This window comes from Salmonella sp. HY31 (genome assembly GCF_042604575.1).
Taxonomy (GTDB): Bacteria; Pseudomonadota; Gammaproteobacteria; order Enterobacterales; family Enterobacteriaceae; genus Salmonella; species Salmonella diarizonae.
The window spans coordinates 3,516,744-3,533,180 of the sequence record NZ_CP170479.1 but is presented as its reverse complement, the minus strand read 5'-3'; the positions used below and the strand labels follow the sequence as shown (position 1 = coordinate 3,533,180).

Annotated in this window: 14 protein-coding genes; 6 read left to right on the top strand and 8 right to left on the bottom strand. The window is 51.0% G+C overall.

Going from position 1 to position 16,437, the window contains the following annotated elements; all coding sequences use genetic code 11:
• Nucleotides 1-59 precede the first annotated feature (59 nt).
• The 8 genes from ACE15A_RS16790 to ACE15A_RS16755 all read right to left on the bottom strand — a co-directional run bounded on the left by ACE15A_RS16790 (nt 60) and on the right by ACE15A_RS16755 (nt 8,793).
• Nucleotides 60-1,118 (bottom strand): peptidase inhibitor family I36 protein, encoded by a 1,059-nt coding sequence (locus ACE15A_RS16790; protein ID WP_053508559.1) that lies wholly within the window; start codon nt 1,116-1,118, stop codon nt 60-62.
• A gap of 331 nt (nt 1,119-1,449) precedes the next feature.
• Nucleotides 1,450-2,340, bottom strand: coding sequence for a heme o synthase (gene cyoE, locus ACE15A_RS16785; RefSeq protein WP_000971352.1), 891 nt, complete (start codon nt 2,338-2,340; stop codon nt 1,450-1,452).
• An 11-nt stretch (nt 2,341-2,351) separates the two neighbouring features.
• A complete protein-coding gene (locus ACE15A_RS16780) occupies nt 2,352-2,681 on the bottom strand; it encodes a cytochrome o ubiquinol oxidase subunit IV (RefSeq protein ID WP_000019878.1) in 330 nt (109 codons plus the stop codon).
• Nucleotides 2,681-3,295, bottom strand: a complete 615-nt coding sequence (locus ACE15A_RS16775; protein ID WP_064055903.1) for a cytochrome o ubiquinol oxidase subunit III — start codon at nt 3,293-3,295, stop codon at nt 2,681-2,683. Before ACE15A_RS16775 ends, ACE15A_RS16780 begins: the two co-directional genes overlap by 1 nt.
• Nucleotides 3,285-5,276 (bottom strand): cytochrome o ubiquinol oxidase subunit I, encoded by a 1,992-nt coding sequence (cyoB, locus tag ACE15A_RS16770; RefSeq protein ID WP_000467156.1) that lies wholly within the window; start codon nt 5,274-5,276, stop codon nt 3,285-3,287. Before cyoB ends, ACE15A_RS16775 begins: the two co-directional genes overlap by 11 nt.
• A 10-nt stretch (nt 5,277-5,286) precedes the next feature.
• Nucleotides 5,287-6,243, bottom strand: a complete 957-nt coding sequence (cyoA, locus tag ACE15A_RS16765) for a cytochrome o ubiquinol oxidase subunit II (RefSeq protein ID WP_023246683.1) — start codon at nt 6,241-6,243, stop codon at nt 5,287-5,289.
• Between the two features lie 452 nt (nt 6,244-6,695).
• A complete protein-coding gene (ampG, locus tag ACE15A_RS16760; protein WP_053508554.1) occupies nt 6,696-8,171 on the bottom strand; it encodes a muropeptide MFS transporter AmpG in 1,476 nt (491 codons plus the stop codon).
• Nucleotides 8,172-8,214: 43 nt separating this feature from the next.
• A complete protein-coding gene (locus ACE15A_RS16755) occupies nt 8,215-8,793 on the bottom strand; it encodes a lipoprotein (protein ID WP_023182804.1) in 579 nt (192 codons plus the stop codon).
• Nucleotides 8,794-9,096: 303 nt separating this feature from the next.
• Here ACE15A_RS16755 and bolA point away from each other — a divergent pair, with 303 nt between their 5' ends.
• The 6 genes from bolA (at nt 9,097) to hupB (ending at nt 16,348) form a co-directional block, all read left to right on the top strand.
• Nucleotides 9,097-9,414, top strand: coding sequence for a transcriptional regulator BolA (gene bolA, locus ACE15A_RS16750; RefSeq protein WP_000973433.1), 318 nt, complete (start codon nt 9,097-9,099; stop codon nt 9,412-9,414).
• A 346-nt stretch (nt 9,415-9,760) separates the two neighbouring features.
• Nucleotides 9,761-11,059: a trigger factor gene (gene tig, locus ACE15A_RS16745; protein ID WP_023246685.1), complete on the top strand. Its 1,299-nt coding sequence runs from the start codon at nt 9,761-9,763 to the stop codon at nt 11,057-11,059.
• 246 nt (nt 11,060-11,305) lie between these two features.
• Nucleotides 11,306-11,929: an ATP-dependent Clp endopeptidase proteolytic subunit ClpP gene (clpP, locus tag ACE15A_RS16740; protein ID WP_000122251.1), complete on the top strand. Its 624-nt coding sequence runs from the start codon at nt 11,306-11,308 to the stop codon at nt 11,927-11,929.
• Nucleotides 11,930-12,055: 126 nt separating this feature from the next.
• Nucleotides 12,056-13,327, top strand: a complete 1,272-nt coding sequence (gene clpX / locus ACE15A_RS16735) for an ATP-dependent protease ATP-binding subunit ClpX (protein ID WP_053508553.1) — start codon at nt 12,056-12,058, stop codon at nt 13,325-13,327.
• 185 nt (nt 13,328-13,512) lie between these two features.
• On the top strand, nt 13,513-15,867 hold the full coding sequence (gene lon / locus ACE15A_RS16730; protein ID WP_001067727.1) for an endopeptidase La: 2,355 nt from the start codon (nt 13,513-13,515) through the stop codon (nt 15,865-15,867).
• 208 nt (nt 15,868-16,075) lie between these two features.
• Nucleotides 16,076-16,348: a nucleoid-associated protein HU-beta gene (gene hupB / locus ACE15A_RS16725; RefSeq protein WP_001043544.1), complete on the top strand. Its 273-nt coding sequence runs from the start codon at nt 16,076-16,078 to the stop codon at nt 16,346-16,348.
• The last annotated feature ends 89 nt before the right edge of the window (nt 16,349-16,437 follow it).

Sequence of the window (16,437 nt, the reverse complement as noted above, 5' to 3'; positions counted from 1 at the left end):
TGTTTAGGCACTTTCACCCGAAAAGGTGAAAGTGCCTGTATTGACGAGTAAGCAGATGATTAACCTTTCTGCATCAGTCGCAGATTTTTCAGCGTCTGATAATCAGTAGATTGGTTTGGATAGATAATTTGAATATCCAGTTCAATATCTTTCTCTGGAGCGATAACGTGGCCTGGTTCACTATCCAGATAGACGTTGCCATTGACTGATTTTTCGGTATTTAACTGAACCCAACTGCTTTCAGTTTCTAACCATTCAGGGGATACTTCAGTCCCCTCAGGCAATAAGAAAGACAGCTCCCATTTATCAACTTCAGTATCAGCAGAGCTGAGAATAAGTTTATAACTATAAATATAATTTGTGCTGGGCCAGGTATCGGCCCAATCCCCGGCGAAGGATTGAGTCACTTGTAATGCGCGAGTTTCGCTTACGGTAACAGTGGTTTGTGTCATATTGTTGCCACTGTTAATAATACCCAAAGGCATTGTAAGCTGGCAGGTTAGCGTTGCTTTTCCCTGACCTTTACCCTCTACAGGAATACGTACATTGACCGTTTCATTGCCCGGAATATTCAGAGTTTGTGAATAAAATTCGGCAGAAAAAACGGCGGAGTTACTGGAAGATGCTGAGACAGTCACCCCTTCCACAGCTTCACTGGTATTGTTATGGATTTGCAGTAGTGCAGAATATTCTTCTCCCTCCTCCAGAACAATTTCACTTTCGATACTCATGCTTAAATCAACGTTGCGGGTGCCTGCGGAAACAACGGAGTTCACCTCATCGTTCCAGTTTCCTGTCGCCAAAGGAAAATCAATAAGAGAGGATATGCGGAGCCCCGGCGAAACGGTCAAAGTAGCTCCGTCAAGGTACAAACCGGAAACCAGCGTGGCGTCTTGATCCATATTATTAACAACGGAAGAAACACCATCATGTTCACCCACGATAAAACCATAACCTTCCAGGTCTTGTTTAGTAAGAGCAACATTCGGTGAGATAATTAAGATGTCACCCATTTCCCCCCCGTTAAAATCGACATTGGTATAAAGTGCCAGTTTGCCTGATGGGCATTTATCGGCACCGGATTCGTTTTTAATTAAATAGACATCTTGCTCGCTCATAAGAGACTCCTGTTTATCAAATTGAAATTGTATGGGTTGTTAATTAACGGAGAGAGTAACTCTGCCGTGGAATTACTTTATCTTCATTTCATCGATATACAGGAATCATTTGAGATAATTATATATAACAGCGTATATAAGCTAATTAATTTTATTTTTATCACATCTAAAATTAACAGTGATAAGCAGATAAAATTTATAAATTGTTTTATTTTTAAACGAAAAATGCCGGATGGCGATACTCACGTCTCTTATCCGGCCTACAGTAACGTGCTTTGTAGGCCGGATAAGGCGTCAGCCGCCATCCGGCATAGAAGGTGTGACGATTAGCTTACCAAACGTAAGTCAGCAGATTCTGTGAATTCGGCACCATAAAATCAACGGACATCATGATGCTCAGCGCGGTAATGGCAATGATAGAGAAGCCGAACAGCTTGCGCGCCCAGACTTTATCATCTTCCACTTTGTAACCGCGCAGCGCCATGCCGAGCCACCAGACGCTGACCGCCGCGGCGACCACCAGGTATTTGTAACCGGCATAGCCGCCCAGGGTCAGCATTAGCGTAGCAACCGCAAACGCGATGATATACAGCGTGATGTGGTTTTTAGCGACTGAGATCCCTTTTACCACCGGCAGAACCGGAATATTGGCCGCCTGATAGTCCTTAAAGCGGAAAATGGCGATGGCATAAGAGTGCGGCATCTGCCAGAGGCTAAAAATTGCCAACAGGATCGCCGCGCCGCTGTCGAAGTCGCCCGTTACGGCGCAGTAGCCAATCACCGGCGGCGCTGCGCCGGAGAGAGAACCAATCAGCGTTCCGTAGACGGAGTGCCGTTTCATGTACAAGCTGTACACGCCAACGTAGACCACGAAGCCCATTACCCCCAGCCAACAGGCCAGAGGATTGGCGCCAAACCACAGCAGCATAAAGCCAGCAATACCCAGCAGGGTGGCGTATACCAGCGAGACGCCAGGAGAAATCAGGCCTTTGACCAGCACCCGATTCTTGGTCCTTTCCATCTTCCTGTCGATATCCCTGTCGATGTAGTTGTTAAATACACAACCCGACGCCACAACCAGTGACACCCCGACCAACGTGTAGATAAACAGGGGGTAGTCAATGCTGCCCTTTGAGGCCAGCAGAAATCCCCCGATCACTGAGATCAGGTTGCCAAAGATGATGCCTGGTTTCGTTACTTGCAGGTATTGCTTAAACATCATACTCGCCGCTCTTAGTGCATCATCATGTTGTAGTTGAGGTTCCACATAATCCAGATGGAGCCAACAACCAGGATGGCGATGATCAGCACGGTAAAGATAAAGGCCGTCATGTTCCAGCCTTCATCAGATTTGGTGTTCATGTGCAGGAAACACACCAGATGCACCAGAATCTGTACCACTGCCATTGCCAGGATAGATCCCAGAATAACGGCCGGAGAGGCAGCGCCAGTCATTACCATCCAGAATGGGATAACCGTCAGGATGACCGACAGAATGAAGCCGGTCATGTACGTTTTTACGCTGCCGTGGGATGCGCCGCCGCTCTCGGTAGAATGACTCATTACATCGCCCCCATCAGATAAACAACAGTGAACACGCAAATCCAAATCACATCCAGGAAGTGCCAGAACAGGCTCAGGCACATGATGCGGGTACGGTTAGTGCTGGTCAGACCGCGACGGGCGACTTGCACCATCAGCACCGCCATCCAGATAAGACCGGAAGTGACGTGCAGACCGTGAGTACCGACCAGCGCGAAGAAGGCCGACAAGAAGCCGCTGCGATCCGGGCCCATACCGTTAACAATCAGGTGATGGAATTCATAGAGTTCCATCCCGATGAATCCGGCGCCAAACAAGAAGGTCAACGCCAGCCAGGAGATAACCTGGCTCTTGTTGTTCTTGTGCATGGCGATCGCCGCCATGCCGTAGGTGATGGAGCTAAACAACAGCAGGAAGGTTTCGACCAGAACGAACGGCAGTTCGAAAATGTCCTTACCTGTCGGGCCACCAGCGGTGCCGTTCACCAGAACGGCATAGGTTGCGAACAGAATAGAGAACAGAATGCAGTCGCTCATCAGGTAGATCCAAAATCCGAAGATTTTGTTCTGGCCTGCGTCATGGTGCCCGTGTTCGTGCGCGTGGGCAGTCACGTGCGTTAAAGTATCAGTTGCCATTTTTCAGCCCTGCCTTAGTAATCTCATCGAAATGCTGGTTTTCCAGTTTTTCGACGTCGCGAACCGGCACGTAGTAGTCCACATCTTCATCAAAGCTTTTTACAATCCAGCTGATGATCATGCCTGCGAAACCCACTATCGCCAGCCACCAGATATGCCAGATCATGGCGAAGCCAAATACCGTCGCGAAGGCGGCGATAACAATACCGGCACCGCTATTTTTCGGCATATGGATCTCTTCATACTGTCCAGGCTGTTGGTACGCTTCGCCTTTTTCTTTCATTTCCCAGAAGGCGTCACGTTCGTGAACGTGCGGCACAACGGCAAAGTTATAGAACGGCGGCGGAGAAGAGGTTGACCACTCCAGCGTACGCCCCCCCCATGGGTCGCCGGTCAGATCGCGGTTCTGATCGCGGTCGCGAATAGAAACGAAGATCTGAATCAGTTGGCACAGGATACCCAGCGCAATCAGCGCGGCGCCGGCGGCGGCAACCATCAGCATCGTATGGAACTGCGGATCAATTTGCTGGCTCAGGCGACGGGTCATGCCCATGAAGCCCAGTACGTACAGCGGCATAAAGGCCACAAAGAAACCGATAATCCAGAACCAGAAGGCGCGTTTACCCCAGGTTTCGTTCAGTTTGAAGCCAAACGCCTTCGGCCACCAGTACGTCATACCCGCGAAGCAGCCAAACACCACGCCGCCGATGATCACGTTATGGAAGTGCGCAATCAGGAACAGACTGTTGTGCAGGACGAAGTCCGCGCCCGGTACCGCCAGCAGAACGCCGGTCATACCGCCGACCGAGAAGGTCACGATAAAGCCGATGGTCCACAGCATTGCGGAATGGAAGACGATACGGCCCTGATACATGGTGAACAACCAGTTGAAGATCTTCACCCCGGTCGGGATGGCGATAATCATGGTCGTGATACCGAAGAAGGCGTTAACGTTCGCGCCCGCGCCCATCGTGAAGAAGTGGTGCAGCCAAACGATAAACGACAGTACGGTAATACAGACGGTCGCCCAAACCAGCGAGGTATAGCCGAACAGACGTTTACGCGAGAAGGTCGCTGCGATTTCGGAGAATACCCCGAAGACCGGCAGAATCAGAATGTACACTTCCGGATGGCCCCAGGCCCAAATCAGGTTGATGTACATCATCATGTTGCCGCCCATATCGTTGGTAAAGAAATGGGTGCCCAGATAGCGATCCAGGGTCAGCAAAGCGACGGTAACCGTCAGAATCGGGAAAGAGGCGATGATCAGTACGTTGGCGCATAAAGAGGCCCAGGTAAAGACCGGCATCTTGAACATTGTCATACCCGGTGCACGCATCTTCAGGATCGTCACGAAGAAGTTGATACCGGTTAACGTCGTACCAATACCCGAGAGTTGCAACGCCCATATCCAGTAATCGACCCCGACGCTGGGACTGTACTCTATTCCCGATAGCGGCGGATAAGCCAGCCACCCCGTCTGCGCGAATTCACCCACGCCCAGCGAGAGGTTAACCAGGATAACGCCGACAACGGTGAACCAGAAGCTCAGGTTGTTCAGGAAAGGGAAAGCAACGTCGCGCGCGCCGATCTGCAGCGGAACCACCAGGTTCATCAGACCGATAACGAAGGGCATTGCCACGAAGAAGATCATGATTACGCCGTGAGCGGTAAAGATCTGATCGTAGTGGTGCGGCGGTAGAAAACCCGCTTCGCCTGCGGAGGCAAGCGCCTGCTGGCTACGCATCATGATGGCATCGGCGAAACCACGTAACAGCATTACAATCGCAACGATGATATACATGATGCCGAGGCGTTTATGGTCAACCGACGTTAACCACTCTTTCCATAGGTAGGTCCACTTACCGAAGTAAGTAATCGCTGCCAGTATCGCCAGTCCCCCGACGATAATTGCAGCGATCGTTACCATGACGATGGGTTCATGGAACGGTACTGCATCCAGTGATAATTTTCCGAACATCTTATCTTCCTCAACCCTTGGAGTTGGCGGATTCCGCGTGGCTCATGTCCATGCCTTCCATCCCTTCATGCGAGCTGTGCTCACCTTCAGGTTGGGTCATGTCCATACTCTTACCGTGGTCCATGAATTTGTTAATAACATCCTTGAACAAATCCGGTTTCACGCTGGAGAAATATTCCACCTTGTTGTACTCGCTTGGCATAGCCACTTTCTCGAACGCCGCCATATCATTCATGGTGTTCGGAGACTGCTTCGCTTTTGCGACCCATTGGTCGAACTCTGCGCGGTCTCTGGTGGCGATAGCTTTAAACTTCATACCAGAGAAGCCCGGGCCGCTATAGCTGGCGGAAATGCCATCGTAGCTTCCGGGTTCGTTGGCGATCAGATGCAAACGCGTTTGCATACCGGCCATGGCATAAATCTGGCTACCCAGACGCGGGATAAAGAAGGAATTCATCACGGAGTTGGAGGTCACTTTGAAATAAACCGGCGTGTTCGCCGGGAAGGCGATCTCGTTGACGGTGGCGATACCCTGCTCCGGATAGATGAAGAACCATTTCCAGTCCATGGAAACCACTTCGATGGTGATCGGTTTTTCGTCATGCACCAGCGGCTTGCTTGGTTCAAGCGCGTGCGTGGTTTTCCAGGTCAGTACGGCAAGGAAAATGATGATTAAGATAGGCACCGTCCAGACCACAGCTTCCACTTTATTGGAGTGTGACCAGTTCGGGCTATACTTCGCATCTTTATTACTCGCACGATACTTCCAGGCGAAACCAACAGCCATCAAGATGGCGGGAATAACGACGATCAACATCAGGCCAAATGCCGTCAGTATCAGCGAACGTTGCTCCAGTCCAATCTGTCCTTTGGGATCCAGCAGCGCAGAATTACAGCCACTGAGTAATGCAGTGCCTGCAATTAATGACAACCATCCCAAACTTTTATTGTATTTCCTGAGTCTCATTTAACGACCTCAATTCCACGGGACCTGGTGGCGTTTAAAGTGTAGGGGCATTTTACGGTAAGGTTACATTACTGTAAACATGATTGGTTCTGTGTTACCAAGTTCTGCCGTGCGTGTCACATATGTTGCCAAGTGTGTCGAAATAACTTTAAGACACTGTTGAAACTTTGCGTTATAACGGATGAGGTCTGTAAGAGGGGGGGGTGAGGGGTAATTGGTATAACCAATGCAAAAATAAAACAATTACTTAACAACTTATTATCAATAAAAAGACAATCAACGGTGGAAATTTAAATACAACGGGCTGAATCGTGTAAAGAAAATAGATAGCATAGAAATTACCAATAATTTCCAAAATTCTGTTGCGCACAAAAAGACAAATATATTTTTATCAATTGATGTTTATTTAGCCGTTATAATTCCGGGTCGTTATTACAACGGCTAATAATGTTTTAGATCAGGCGTGTTTTTCGTAGCGCCAGGTAGTCCAGCAACCCGCCAAAGACAATGCCGCCTACGGCAACCGCTACCGCAGTCTCAAGCAATCCGGGCAGGAATGAGAAGTTAGTGTAATCCACCGCATTCATGGTCAGCAGGAGTATCCAGACTGCCAGTAAAGCGACGCCTGCAAGCAGGATTGAAAGCGCGAGGTTGTAGGCGCTACGGTATTCCGTACGGGGAATGAAACGCTCGCTCTGCCAGCTATATTCCAGCGTTTGCCGACAGACCAACAACAGCACGAGTCCGGGAACGGCGGCGACAACCGAGAAGAGGTAGAATGTCGGCCAACCGTGCGTTTCAACGAACCAGCCCGCCACAGGACCAACGTAAACGCGGCCTACCGCGGAGAGGGCTGACAGTAGGGCAAACTGCGTTGCGGAAAACGACTTATTACATAGCGTCATTAATAAGGCGACAAAGGCGGCAGTACCCATCCCCCCGCACAGATTTTCGAAAAAGACCGCAGCGCCCATGCTGAACATGTTTTTATCGGTAATGGAGAGTAACCAGTAACCGGCGTTGGACGCGCCTTGTAAAATGCCGAAAATCAGCAGCGCGCGGAACAGCGAAAGACGCTGCATTAACATGCCGCCGTATAATGCGCCGACGATCGTCGCCAGCAGGCCCAGCGTTTTATTGACCACGCCGACTTCGCCTGCGTCAAACCCGACGCCGCGAATCAAAAAGGTGGTGGTCAGGCTCATGGCGAAGGCGTCGCCCAATTTATAAAGCACAATGAGCAGTAAAATCAGCCAGGCGTTATTGCGGCCAAAGAAATCGCGTAGCGGCGCGACGACCGCCTGTTCCAGCGATTTCGGGGCCGGGATGGTATCGGTCGGTTCCGGCGCCAGTAAGGTGGCGATAATGCAGGGGATCAGCAATGCCGCCATCAGCCAGTACATGCCCTGCCAGCCGAGCCAGCGATCGGCCAGCCACAGCGCCAGGCCGCCGGAAACCAGCATCCCCAACCGGTAGCCAAGCACGCTGATTGCCGCGCCGGCGCCGCGTTCTTCTGCGGGTAAAACATCGGTTTTCCAGGCGTCGAACACGATATCCTGCGAGGCGGAGCAAAAAGCAATCACCACCGCCAGCGCCGCCATCCAGCGTAGCTGCGTGCCGGGTTCAAGAAAGCCCATCGCCGCAATTGCCGCCAGTAATAACAGTTGTGTGGCGAGTAGCCAACCGCGACGACGGCCTAAAAAAGGCGGCGTGTAGCGGTCCATTAGTGGGGACCAGAGAAACTTAAACACATAGGCCTGACCGACCAGCGAGAAGAAGCCAATCGTTTTAAGATCGATATTCTCGACGGTCATCCACGCCTGTAGCGTACCGGAGGTGAGCGCCAGCGGGAGACCGGAGGCAAAACCTAATATCAGCAGAATGGCTGAGCGCGGTTGCTGGAAAATGCGTAAATATTGACTTGACATAGGCATCTACAGGCCCGGCTTCCGCCAGGCCTTGCTGTTGCTATTAACGGGCGTTTTGCTTGATAAAATCGTGAATGCTGGTGTCCTGAGACATATCAGCAATGGTATCAGTCAGAACGCTGTTCACCGCGTCGGCAATATTCTGGTTAGAGGCCTGGAACGCCCCTTCAATAGAGTAACTGGCGCGATAGTTTTTGGTCATCTTGTTGCCATTTGCCGCAGTCGCAATAATCGCGATATCCGCTTTGGTTGCGATGTTGTAGCGCACGCTGCCCTGAGAAACATCAGCATACAGTTGGTTAACAATAATCTGCAGATTAACCGCGCCGTTAGGCCCGATCATATAGCCCCGCGCCGTCATCTGTTTTTCCAGTACTTCTTGTAACAGGAAGCGTAAATCGCGGGAGGCAGTTAACGTTACCAGTTGGTTGTTACGCGTGACCTTCGCTAACGCCTGATCCTGGCGTTGGTCCGCGCCGTTAATGCTAACGGTAACGCCCATCAGGCTCGGGTCCTGCTGTGGTAAGGTGATCTTCGGCGCGACGTCGATGGTCGTCGGCGGCGTGGCGCATCCTGCCAGCATAAACAGAGCGACTAACGGAAAGAGAAGTTTTTTTAACATATTCAGGCTCTCAATGACGCTTAAAACGTGATAGGTAAAAATTCCCGCCATCATAACACCGCTAACGGCGAGGGGAAGTGGTCAACGCAGGTAAATTCGTCGTAATGTCCGATTTGTTATTGATAACGGCGCGAGCGGAGATTTTGACCGCTAAGCGAATGATTAAGTCAGTAAACTTCATACGTTTGGTTGAAATAATCAGACGAAAGCTAAATTTTTGTTGTCATGCTGTAATGGAAACGGTAAAAGCGGCTAGTATTTAAAGGGATGGGTGACATCACAGCGTTGTCGGAGGAGATTTTCATGATGATACGTGAGCAAATAGAAGAAAAATTAAGGACAGCGTTCGACCCCGTGTTTCTCGAAGTTGTGGATGAAAGCTATCGTCACAATGTTCCAGCAGGATCGGAAAGTCATTTTAAGGTCGTGCTGGTGAGCGATCGTTTTACAGGCGAGCGTTTTCTTAATCGTCATCGGATGATTTACGGTACGTTAACGGCGGAACTCTCCACAACCGTACATGCGCTGGCACTGCATACTTATACCCTTAAAGAGTGGGAAGGATTGCAGGATACTATCTTCGCGTCGCCTCCTTGTCGCGGCGCGGGAAGCATCGCGTAGCAAAACGGATTTGCAACTACCTCCGCTTTTCCAGTATGTTGCTACAGAATTATGTGAAAACGGCCTGCGGGCCGTTTTGTTTTGTCTGAATTTTGAGCGTGTCGTACAGTATTCAGACAAAAATTAGCCGGGAATTGTGAAAACCGCCGCAGCATCGCGCAATCACCGTTCTCGACTCACAAAAGTGATGCCGCTATAATGCGCCGTCTTATATATGAACGTCTTCGGGATGATTCTGACAACAGGGAATGTGATTGATTATGAGAACATCCCGGTTCCGCGAAGCAAATAGCACGTGCTTGCGGAGTAGAGTTGACCGAGCACTGTGATTTTTTGAGGTAACAAGATGCAAGTTTCAGTTGAAACCACTCAGGGCCTTGGCCGCCGTGTAACGATTACAATCGCTGCTGACAGCATCGAGACCGCTGTAAAAAGCGAGCTGGTCAACGTAGCGAAAAAAGTACGTATTGACGGCTTCCGTAAAGGCAAAGTACCGATGAATATCGTCGCTCAGCGTTATGGCGCTTCTGTTCGCCAGGACGTGCTGGGCGATCTGATGAGCCGCAACTTCGTTGACGCGATCATCAAAGAAAAAATTAACCCGGCAGGCGCGCCGAACTATGTTCCGGGCGAATACAAAGTGGGTGAAGACTTTACTTACTCCGTCGAGTTTGAAGTCTATCCGGAGGTTGAGCTGACCGGTCTGGAGTCCATTGAAGTTGAAAAACCGGTTGTTGAAGTCACCGATGCTGACGTTGATGTAATGCTGGACACCCTGCGTAAGCAGCAGGCGACCTGGAAAGAAAAAGACGGCGCTGCTGATGCGGAAGACCGCGTGACCATCGACTTCACCGGCTCTGTAGACGGCGAAGAGTTCGAAGGCGGTAAAGCGAACGATTTCGTTCTGGCGATGGGCCAGGGCCGTATGATTCCGGGCTTTGAAGACGGCGTCAAAGGCCACAAAGCCGGCGAAGAGTTCACCATCGACGTAACTTTCCCGGAAGAGTACCACGCTGAAAACCTGAAAGGTAAAGCCGCTAAATTTGTCATCAACCTGAAAAAAGTTGAAGAGCGCGAACTGCCGGAGCTGACCGAAGAATTCATCAAACGTTTCGGCGTTGAAGATGGTTCCGTTGCGGGTCTGCGTGCTGAAGTGCGTAAAAACATGGAGCGCGAGCTGAAAGGCGCCGTGCGTAACCGCGTTAAGTCTCAGGCGATTGACGGTCTGGTAAAAGCGAATGACATCGACGTTCCGGCTGCGCTGATCGACAGCGAAATCGACGTCCTGCGCCGTCAGGCTGCTCAACGTTTCGGTGGCAACGAGAAACAGGCTCTGGAGCTGCCGCGCGAACTGTTCGAAGAACAGGCTAAGCGTCGCGTTGTTGTTGGTCTGCTGCTGGGCGAAGTCATTCGTACCAACGAGCTGAAAGCGGACGAAGAACGCGTTAAAGGCCTGATCGAAGAGATGGCGTCTGCTTACGAAGATCCGAAAGAAGTGATCGAGTTCTACAGCAAAAATAAAGAGCTGATGGACAATATGCGTAACGTCGCTCTGGAAGAACAGGCTGTTGAAGCGGTTCTGGCGAAAGCGAAAGTGACTGAAAAAGCCACTTCCTTCAATGAGCTGATGAATCAGCAGGCGTAATTCGCCGCGTTAAAAGTACGAAATTCGCACAAAAACCCGTCACCTTCCAGTGACGGGTTTTTTTTGTCACGCATTTTGCATGGTAAGGGTGCGAAAACCGCGTTTCAGTGTTAGCGTTAGAGCAAAAGATTGTTATGCTTGAATTATGGCGATGCCGTACCCATTACAGAGGGACTGGCTGATAATCCGTCCATCAGGTTACAATCAGTACAGCAGGTTTTTTCAATTTTTATCCAGGAGACGGAAATGTCATACAGCGGAGAACGAGATAATTTTGCCCCTCATATGGCGCTGGTGCCGATGGTCATTGAACAGACCTCACGCGGTGAGCGCTCTTTTGATATCTATTCTCGTCTACTAAAGGAACGCGTCATATTTCTGACCGGCCAGGTCGAAGACCATATGGCTAATCTGATTGTGGCGCAGATGCTGTTTCTGGAAGCGGAAAACCCGGAAAAAGATATCTATCTGTACATTAATTCTCCTGGCGGCGTAATTACTGCGGGGATGTCTATCTATGACACCATGCAGTTTATTAAGCCAGACGTCAGCACCATTTGTATGGGACAGGCGGCCTCTATGGGGGCGTTTCTGCTGACTGCCGGGGCGAAAGGCAAACGTTTCTGCTTGCCGAACTCTCGCGTCATGATCCACCAGCCGCTGGGCGGTTACCAGGGCCAGGCGACGGATATTGAAATTCACGCCCGTGAAATTCTGAAAGTAAAAGGGCGCATGAATGAACTTATGGCGCACCATACGGGTCAATCTCTTGAGCAGATTGAGCGTGATACTGAGCGCGATCGCTTCCTCTCCGCGCCTGAAGCGGTAGAGTACGGTTTGGTTGACTCAATTTTGACCCATCGTAATTGATGCCCTGGACGCAAGTGTGCCGCTATAATAGGTAAAGGCGGCACAACGCTGATTAGCGGCTTGCGCCTGAGAATGGCATTTGCGTCGTCGTGTGCGGCACAAAGAACAAAGAAGAGGTTTTGACTCATGACAGATAAACGCAAAGATGGCTCGGGCAAATTGTTGTACTGCTCTTTTTGCGGCAAAAGCCAGCATGAAGTGCGCAAGCTGATTGCCGGTCCATCCATGTATATCTGCGACGAATGCGTCGATTTATGTAACGACATTATTCGCGAAGAAATTAAAGAAGTTGCTCCGCACCGTGAACGCAGTGCGCTGCCGACGCCGCATGAAATTCGCACCCACCTGGACGATTACGTTATCGGTCAGGAGCAGGCGAAAAAAGTGCTGGCGGTGGCGGTCTATAACCACTACAAGCGTCTGCGTAATGGCGATACCAGCAATGGCGTCGAGTTAGGCAAAAGCAACATTCTGCTGATTGGACCGACCGGTTCCGGTAAAACGCTGCTGGCGGAAACGCTGGCGCGTTTGCTGGATGTGCCGTTCACTATGGCGGATGCTACCACGCTGACCGAAGCGGGTTACGTGGGTGAAGACGTCGAGAATATCATTCAGAAACTGTTGCAGAAATGCGACTACGACGTGCAAAAAGCGCAGCGCGGGATTGTCTACATTGATGAAATCGACAAGATTTCGCGTAAGTCAGACAATCCGTCCATTACCCGCGATGTTTCCGGCGAAGGCGTACAGCAGGCGTTGCTGAAACTGATCGAAGGCACCGTCGCCGCGGTTCCACCGCAGGGCGGTCGCAAACATCCGCAGCAGGAGTTCTTACAGGTAGATACCTCTAAGATTCTGTTTATCTGCGGCGGCGCGTTTGCCGGTCTGGATAAAGTGATCGCTAACCGTGTTGAAACCGGCTCCGGCATTGGTTTTGGCGCGACGGTGAAAGCGAAGTCCGACAAAGCCAGCGAAGGCGAGCTGTTGTCGCAGGTTGAACCGGAAGATTTGATCAAATTTGGTCTGATTCCTGAGTTTATCGGTCGTCTACCGGTGGTGGCGACGCTGAACGAACTGAGCGAAGAAGCGCTGATTCAAATCCTGAAGGAGCCGAAAAATGCGCTGACCAAGCAGTATCAGGCGTTGTTTAACCTGGAAGGCGTCGATCTGGAATTCCGTGACGAAGCGTTGGACGCTATCGCCAGGAAAGCGATGGCGCGTAAAACCGGCGCCCGAGGTCTGCGTTCTATCGTCGAAGCGGCGCTGCTGGATACCATGTACGATCTGCCATCTATGGAAGACGTCGAAAAAGTGGTGATCGACGAGTCTGTTATTGACGGTCAGAGTAAGCCGTTGCTGATTTACGGCAAACCGGAAGCGCAGGCTTCTGGCGAATAATTAAACATTCATACAATCAGTTAGCCAAAAAAGGGGGGATTTTATCTCCCCTTTCGTTTTTCCTGTAAACACGCCGTTGAATGTGTGGGAAACATCCCCATATACTGACGTACATGTTAAAGGTGGTATGGAGCACAGCTATACTATCTGATTACCTGGCGGACACTAAACTAAGAGAGAGCTCTATGAATCCTGAGCGTTCTGAACGCATTGAAATCCCCGTATTGCCATTGCGCGATGTGGTGGTTTATCCGCACATGGTCATACCCTTATTTGTAGGGCGGGAAAAATCTATCCGTTGTCTGGAAGCGGCTATGGACCATGATAAAAAAATCATGCTGGTCGCCCAGAAGGAAGCATCAACGGATGAGCCGGGTGTAAACGATCTTTTCACCGTCGGGACCGTGGCCTCTATTTTGCAGATGCTGAAACTGCCTGACGGCACCGTAAAAGTGCTGGTCGAGGGGTTACAGCGCGCGCGCATTTCCGCGCTGTCTGACAATGGCGAACATTTCTCCGCGAAGGCGGAGTACCTTGATTCACCAGCCATTGATGAGCGTGAACAAGAAGTGCTGGTGCGTACCGCTATCAGCCAGTTCGAAGGCTACATCAAGCTGAACAAAAAAATCCCGCCGGAAGTGCTGACGTCGCTCAATAGCATTGACGACCCTGCACGTCTGGCTGACACCATCGCCGCGCATATGCCGCTGAAGCTGGCGGATAAACAGTCCGTACTGGAGATGTCCGACGTTAACGAACGTCTGGAATATCTGATGGCGATGATGGAATCTGAAATCGATCTGCTGCAAGTTGAGAAACGCATTCGCAACCGCGTGAAAAAGCAGATGGAGAAATCCCAGCGCGAGTACTATCTGAACGAGCAAATGAAAGCGATTCAGAAAGAACTCGGCGAGATGGATGACGCGCCGGACGAAAACGAAGCGCTGAAGCGTAAGATCGACGCGGCGAAAATGCCGAAAGAGGCGAAAGAGAAAGCAGAAGCGGAACTGCAGAAGCTGAAAATGATGTCTCCGATGTCGGCGGAAGCGACCGTGGTGCGCGGCTACATCGACTGGATGGTGCAGGTGCCGTGGAATGCGCGTAGCAAGGTCAAAAAAGACCTGCGTCAGGCGCAGGAAATCCTTGATACCGACCATTATGGTCTGGAGCGCGTTAAAGACCGTATCCTTGAGTATCTCGCGGTACAAAGCCGTGTAAATAAAATCAAGGGGCCGATCCTGTGCCTGGTGGGGCCGCCAGGGGTAGGTAAAACCTCGTTGGGTCAGTCCATCGCCAAAGCGACAGGGCGTAAATATATCCGTATGGCGCTGGGCGGCGTGCGTGATGAAGCGGAAATCCGCGGTCACCGCCGGACTTACATTGGCTCTATGCCGGGTAAACTGATCCAAAAAATGGCCAAAGTGGGGGTTAAAAACCCGCTATTCCTGCTCGATGAGATCGACAAAATGTCCTCGGATATGCGTGGCGATCCGGCGTCAGCGCTGCTTGAAGTACTGGACCCGGAGCAGAACGTGGCTTTCAGCGATCATTACCTGGAAGTGGATTACGATCTCAGCGATGTGATGTTCGTCGCCACCTCCAACTCCATGAACATTCCGGCGCCGTTGCTGGATCGTATGGAAGTGATCCGCCTGTCCGGTTATACCGAAGACGAGAAGCTGAATATTGCTAAACGCCACCTGCTGCCGAAGCAGATCGAGCGTAACGCGCTGAAGAAAGGCGAACTGACGGTCGACGATAGCGCGATTATTGGCATTATCCGCTATTACACGCGTGAAGCGGGCGTACGTAGTCTGGAGCGCGAAATCTCCAAACTGTGCCGCAAGGCCGTTAAGCAACTGCTGTTGGATAAGTCATTAAAAAACATTGTGATCAATGGCGATAACCTGCACGACTACCTCGGTGTGCAGCGCTTTGATTATGGCCGGGCGGATAGCGAAAACCGCGTAGGTCAGGTGACGGGGCTAGCGTGGACGGAAGTGGGCGGCGATTTGCTGACCATCGAAACCGCCTGCGTACCGGGCAAGGGCAAGTTGACTTATACCGGCTCGCTCGGTGAAGTGATGCAGGAATCCATTCAGGCGGCGCTGACCGTGGTGCGCGCGCGCGCAGAAAAACTGGGTATTAATCCGGACTTTTACGAAAAACGCGACATCCACGTTCACGTGCCGGAAGGCGCAACGCCGAAAGACGGTCCAAGCGCCGGTATCGCTATGTGTACCGCGCTGGTTTCCTGCCTGACCGGTAATCCGGTGCGCGCAGATGTGGCAATGACCGGTGAGATCACGCTGCGTGGTCAGGTATTGCCGATCGGCGGCCTGAAAGAAAAACTGTTGGCGGCGCATCGCGGCGGGATTAAAACGGTCTTAATTCCATTCGAAAATAAACGTGATCTGGAGGAAATTCCGGACAACGTAATTGCCGATCTGGATATTCATCCGGTGAAGCGTATTGAGGAAGTTCTGACGCTTGCTCTGCAAAACGAACCGTCTGGAATGCAGGTTGTAACCGCAAAATAGTGACCTCGCGCAAATAGCGCTAATAAAAACAGGGCTGGCAGGCTATTTCGGACTTGCCAGCCTTTTTTTGTATAGCTAATTTAGATGGTTGATTGGGTCTGCCACCATTAACGGGTGTTGTAAGGGCGTGGCAGGCCTGATATAACTGCTGCGCGGTCGTACTTCGAAGGATTCAAGTGCGATATAAATTATAAAGAGGAAGAGAAGAGTGAATAAATCTCAACTGATCGAAAAAATTGCTGCAGGGGCTGATATCTCTAAGGCTGCGGCTGGACGTGCGTTAGATGCGATTATTGCTTCTGTTACCGAATCTCTGAAAGAAGGGGATGACGTTGCACTGGTAGGTTTTGGTACTTTTGCTGTTAAAGAGCGTGCTGCCCGTACTGGTCGCAACCCGCAAACAGGTAAAGAGATCACCATCGCCGCTGCAAAAGTGCCGAGTTTCCGTGCAGGTAAAGCGCTGAAAGACGCGGTAAACTAAGCGTGATCCCCTCGGGGGATGTGACAAAGTACAAGGGCGCATCAACTGATGTGCCTTTTTTATTGGTTATTCGGGACTTTCTGCGCGTT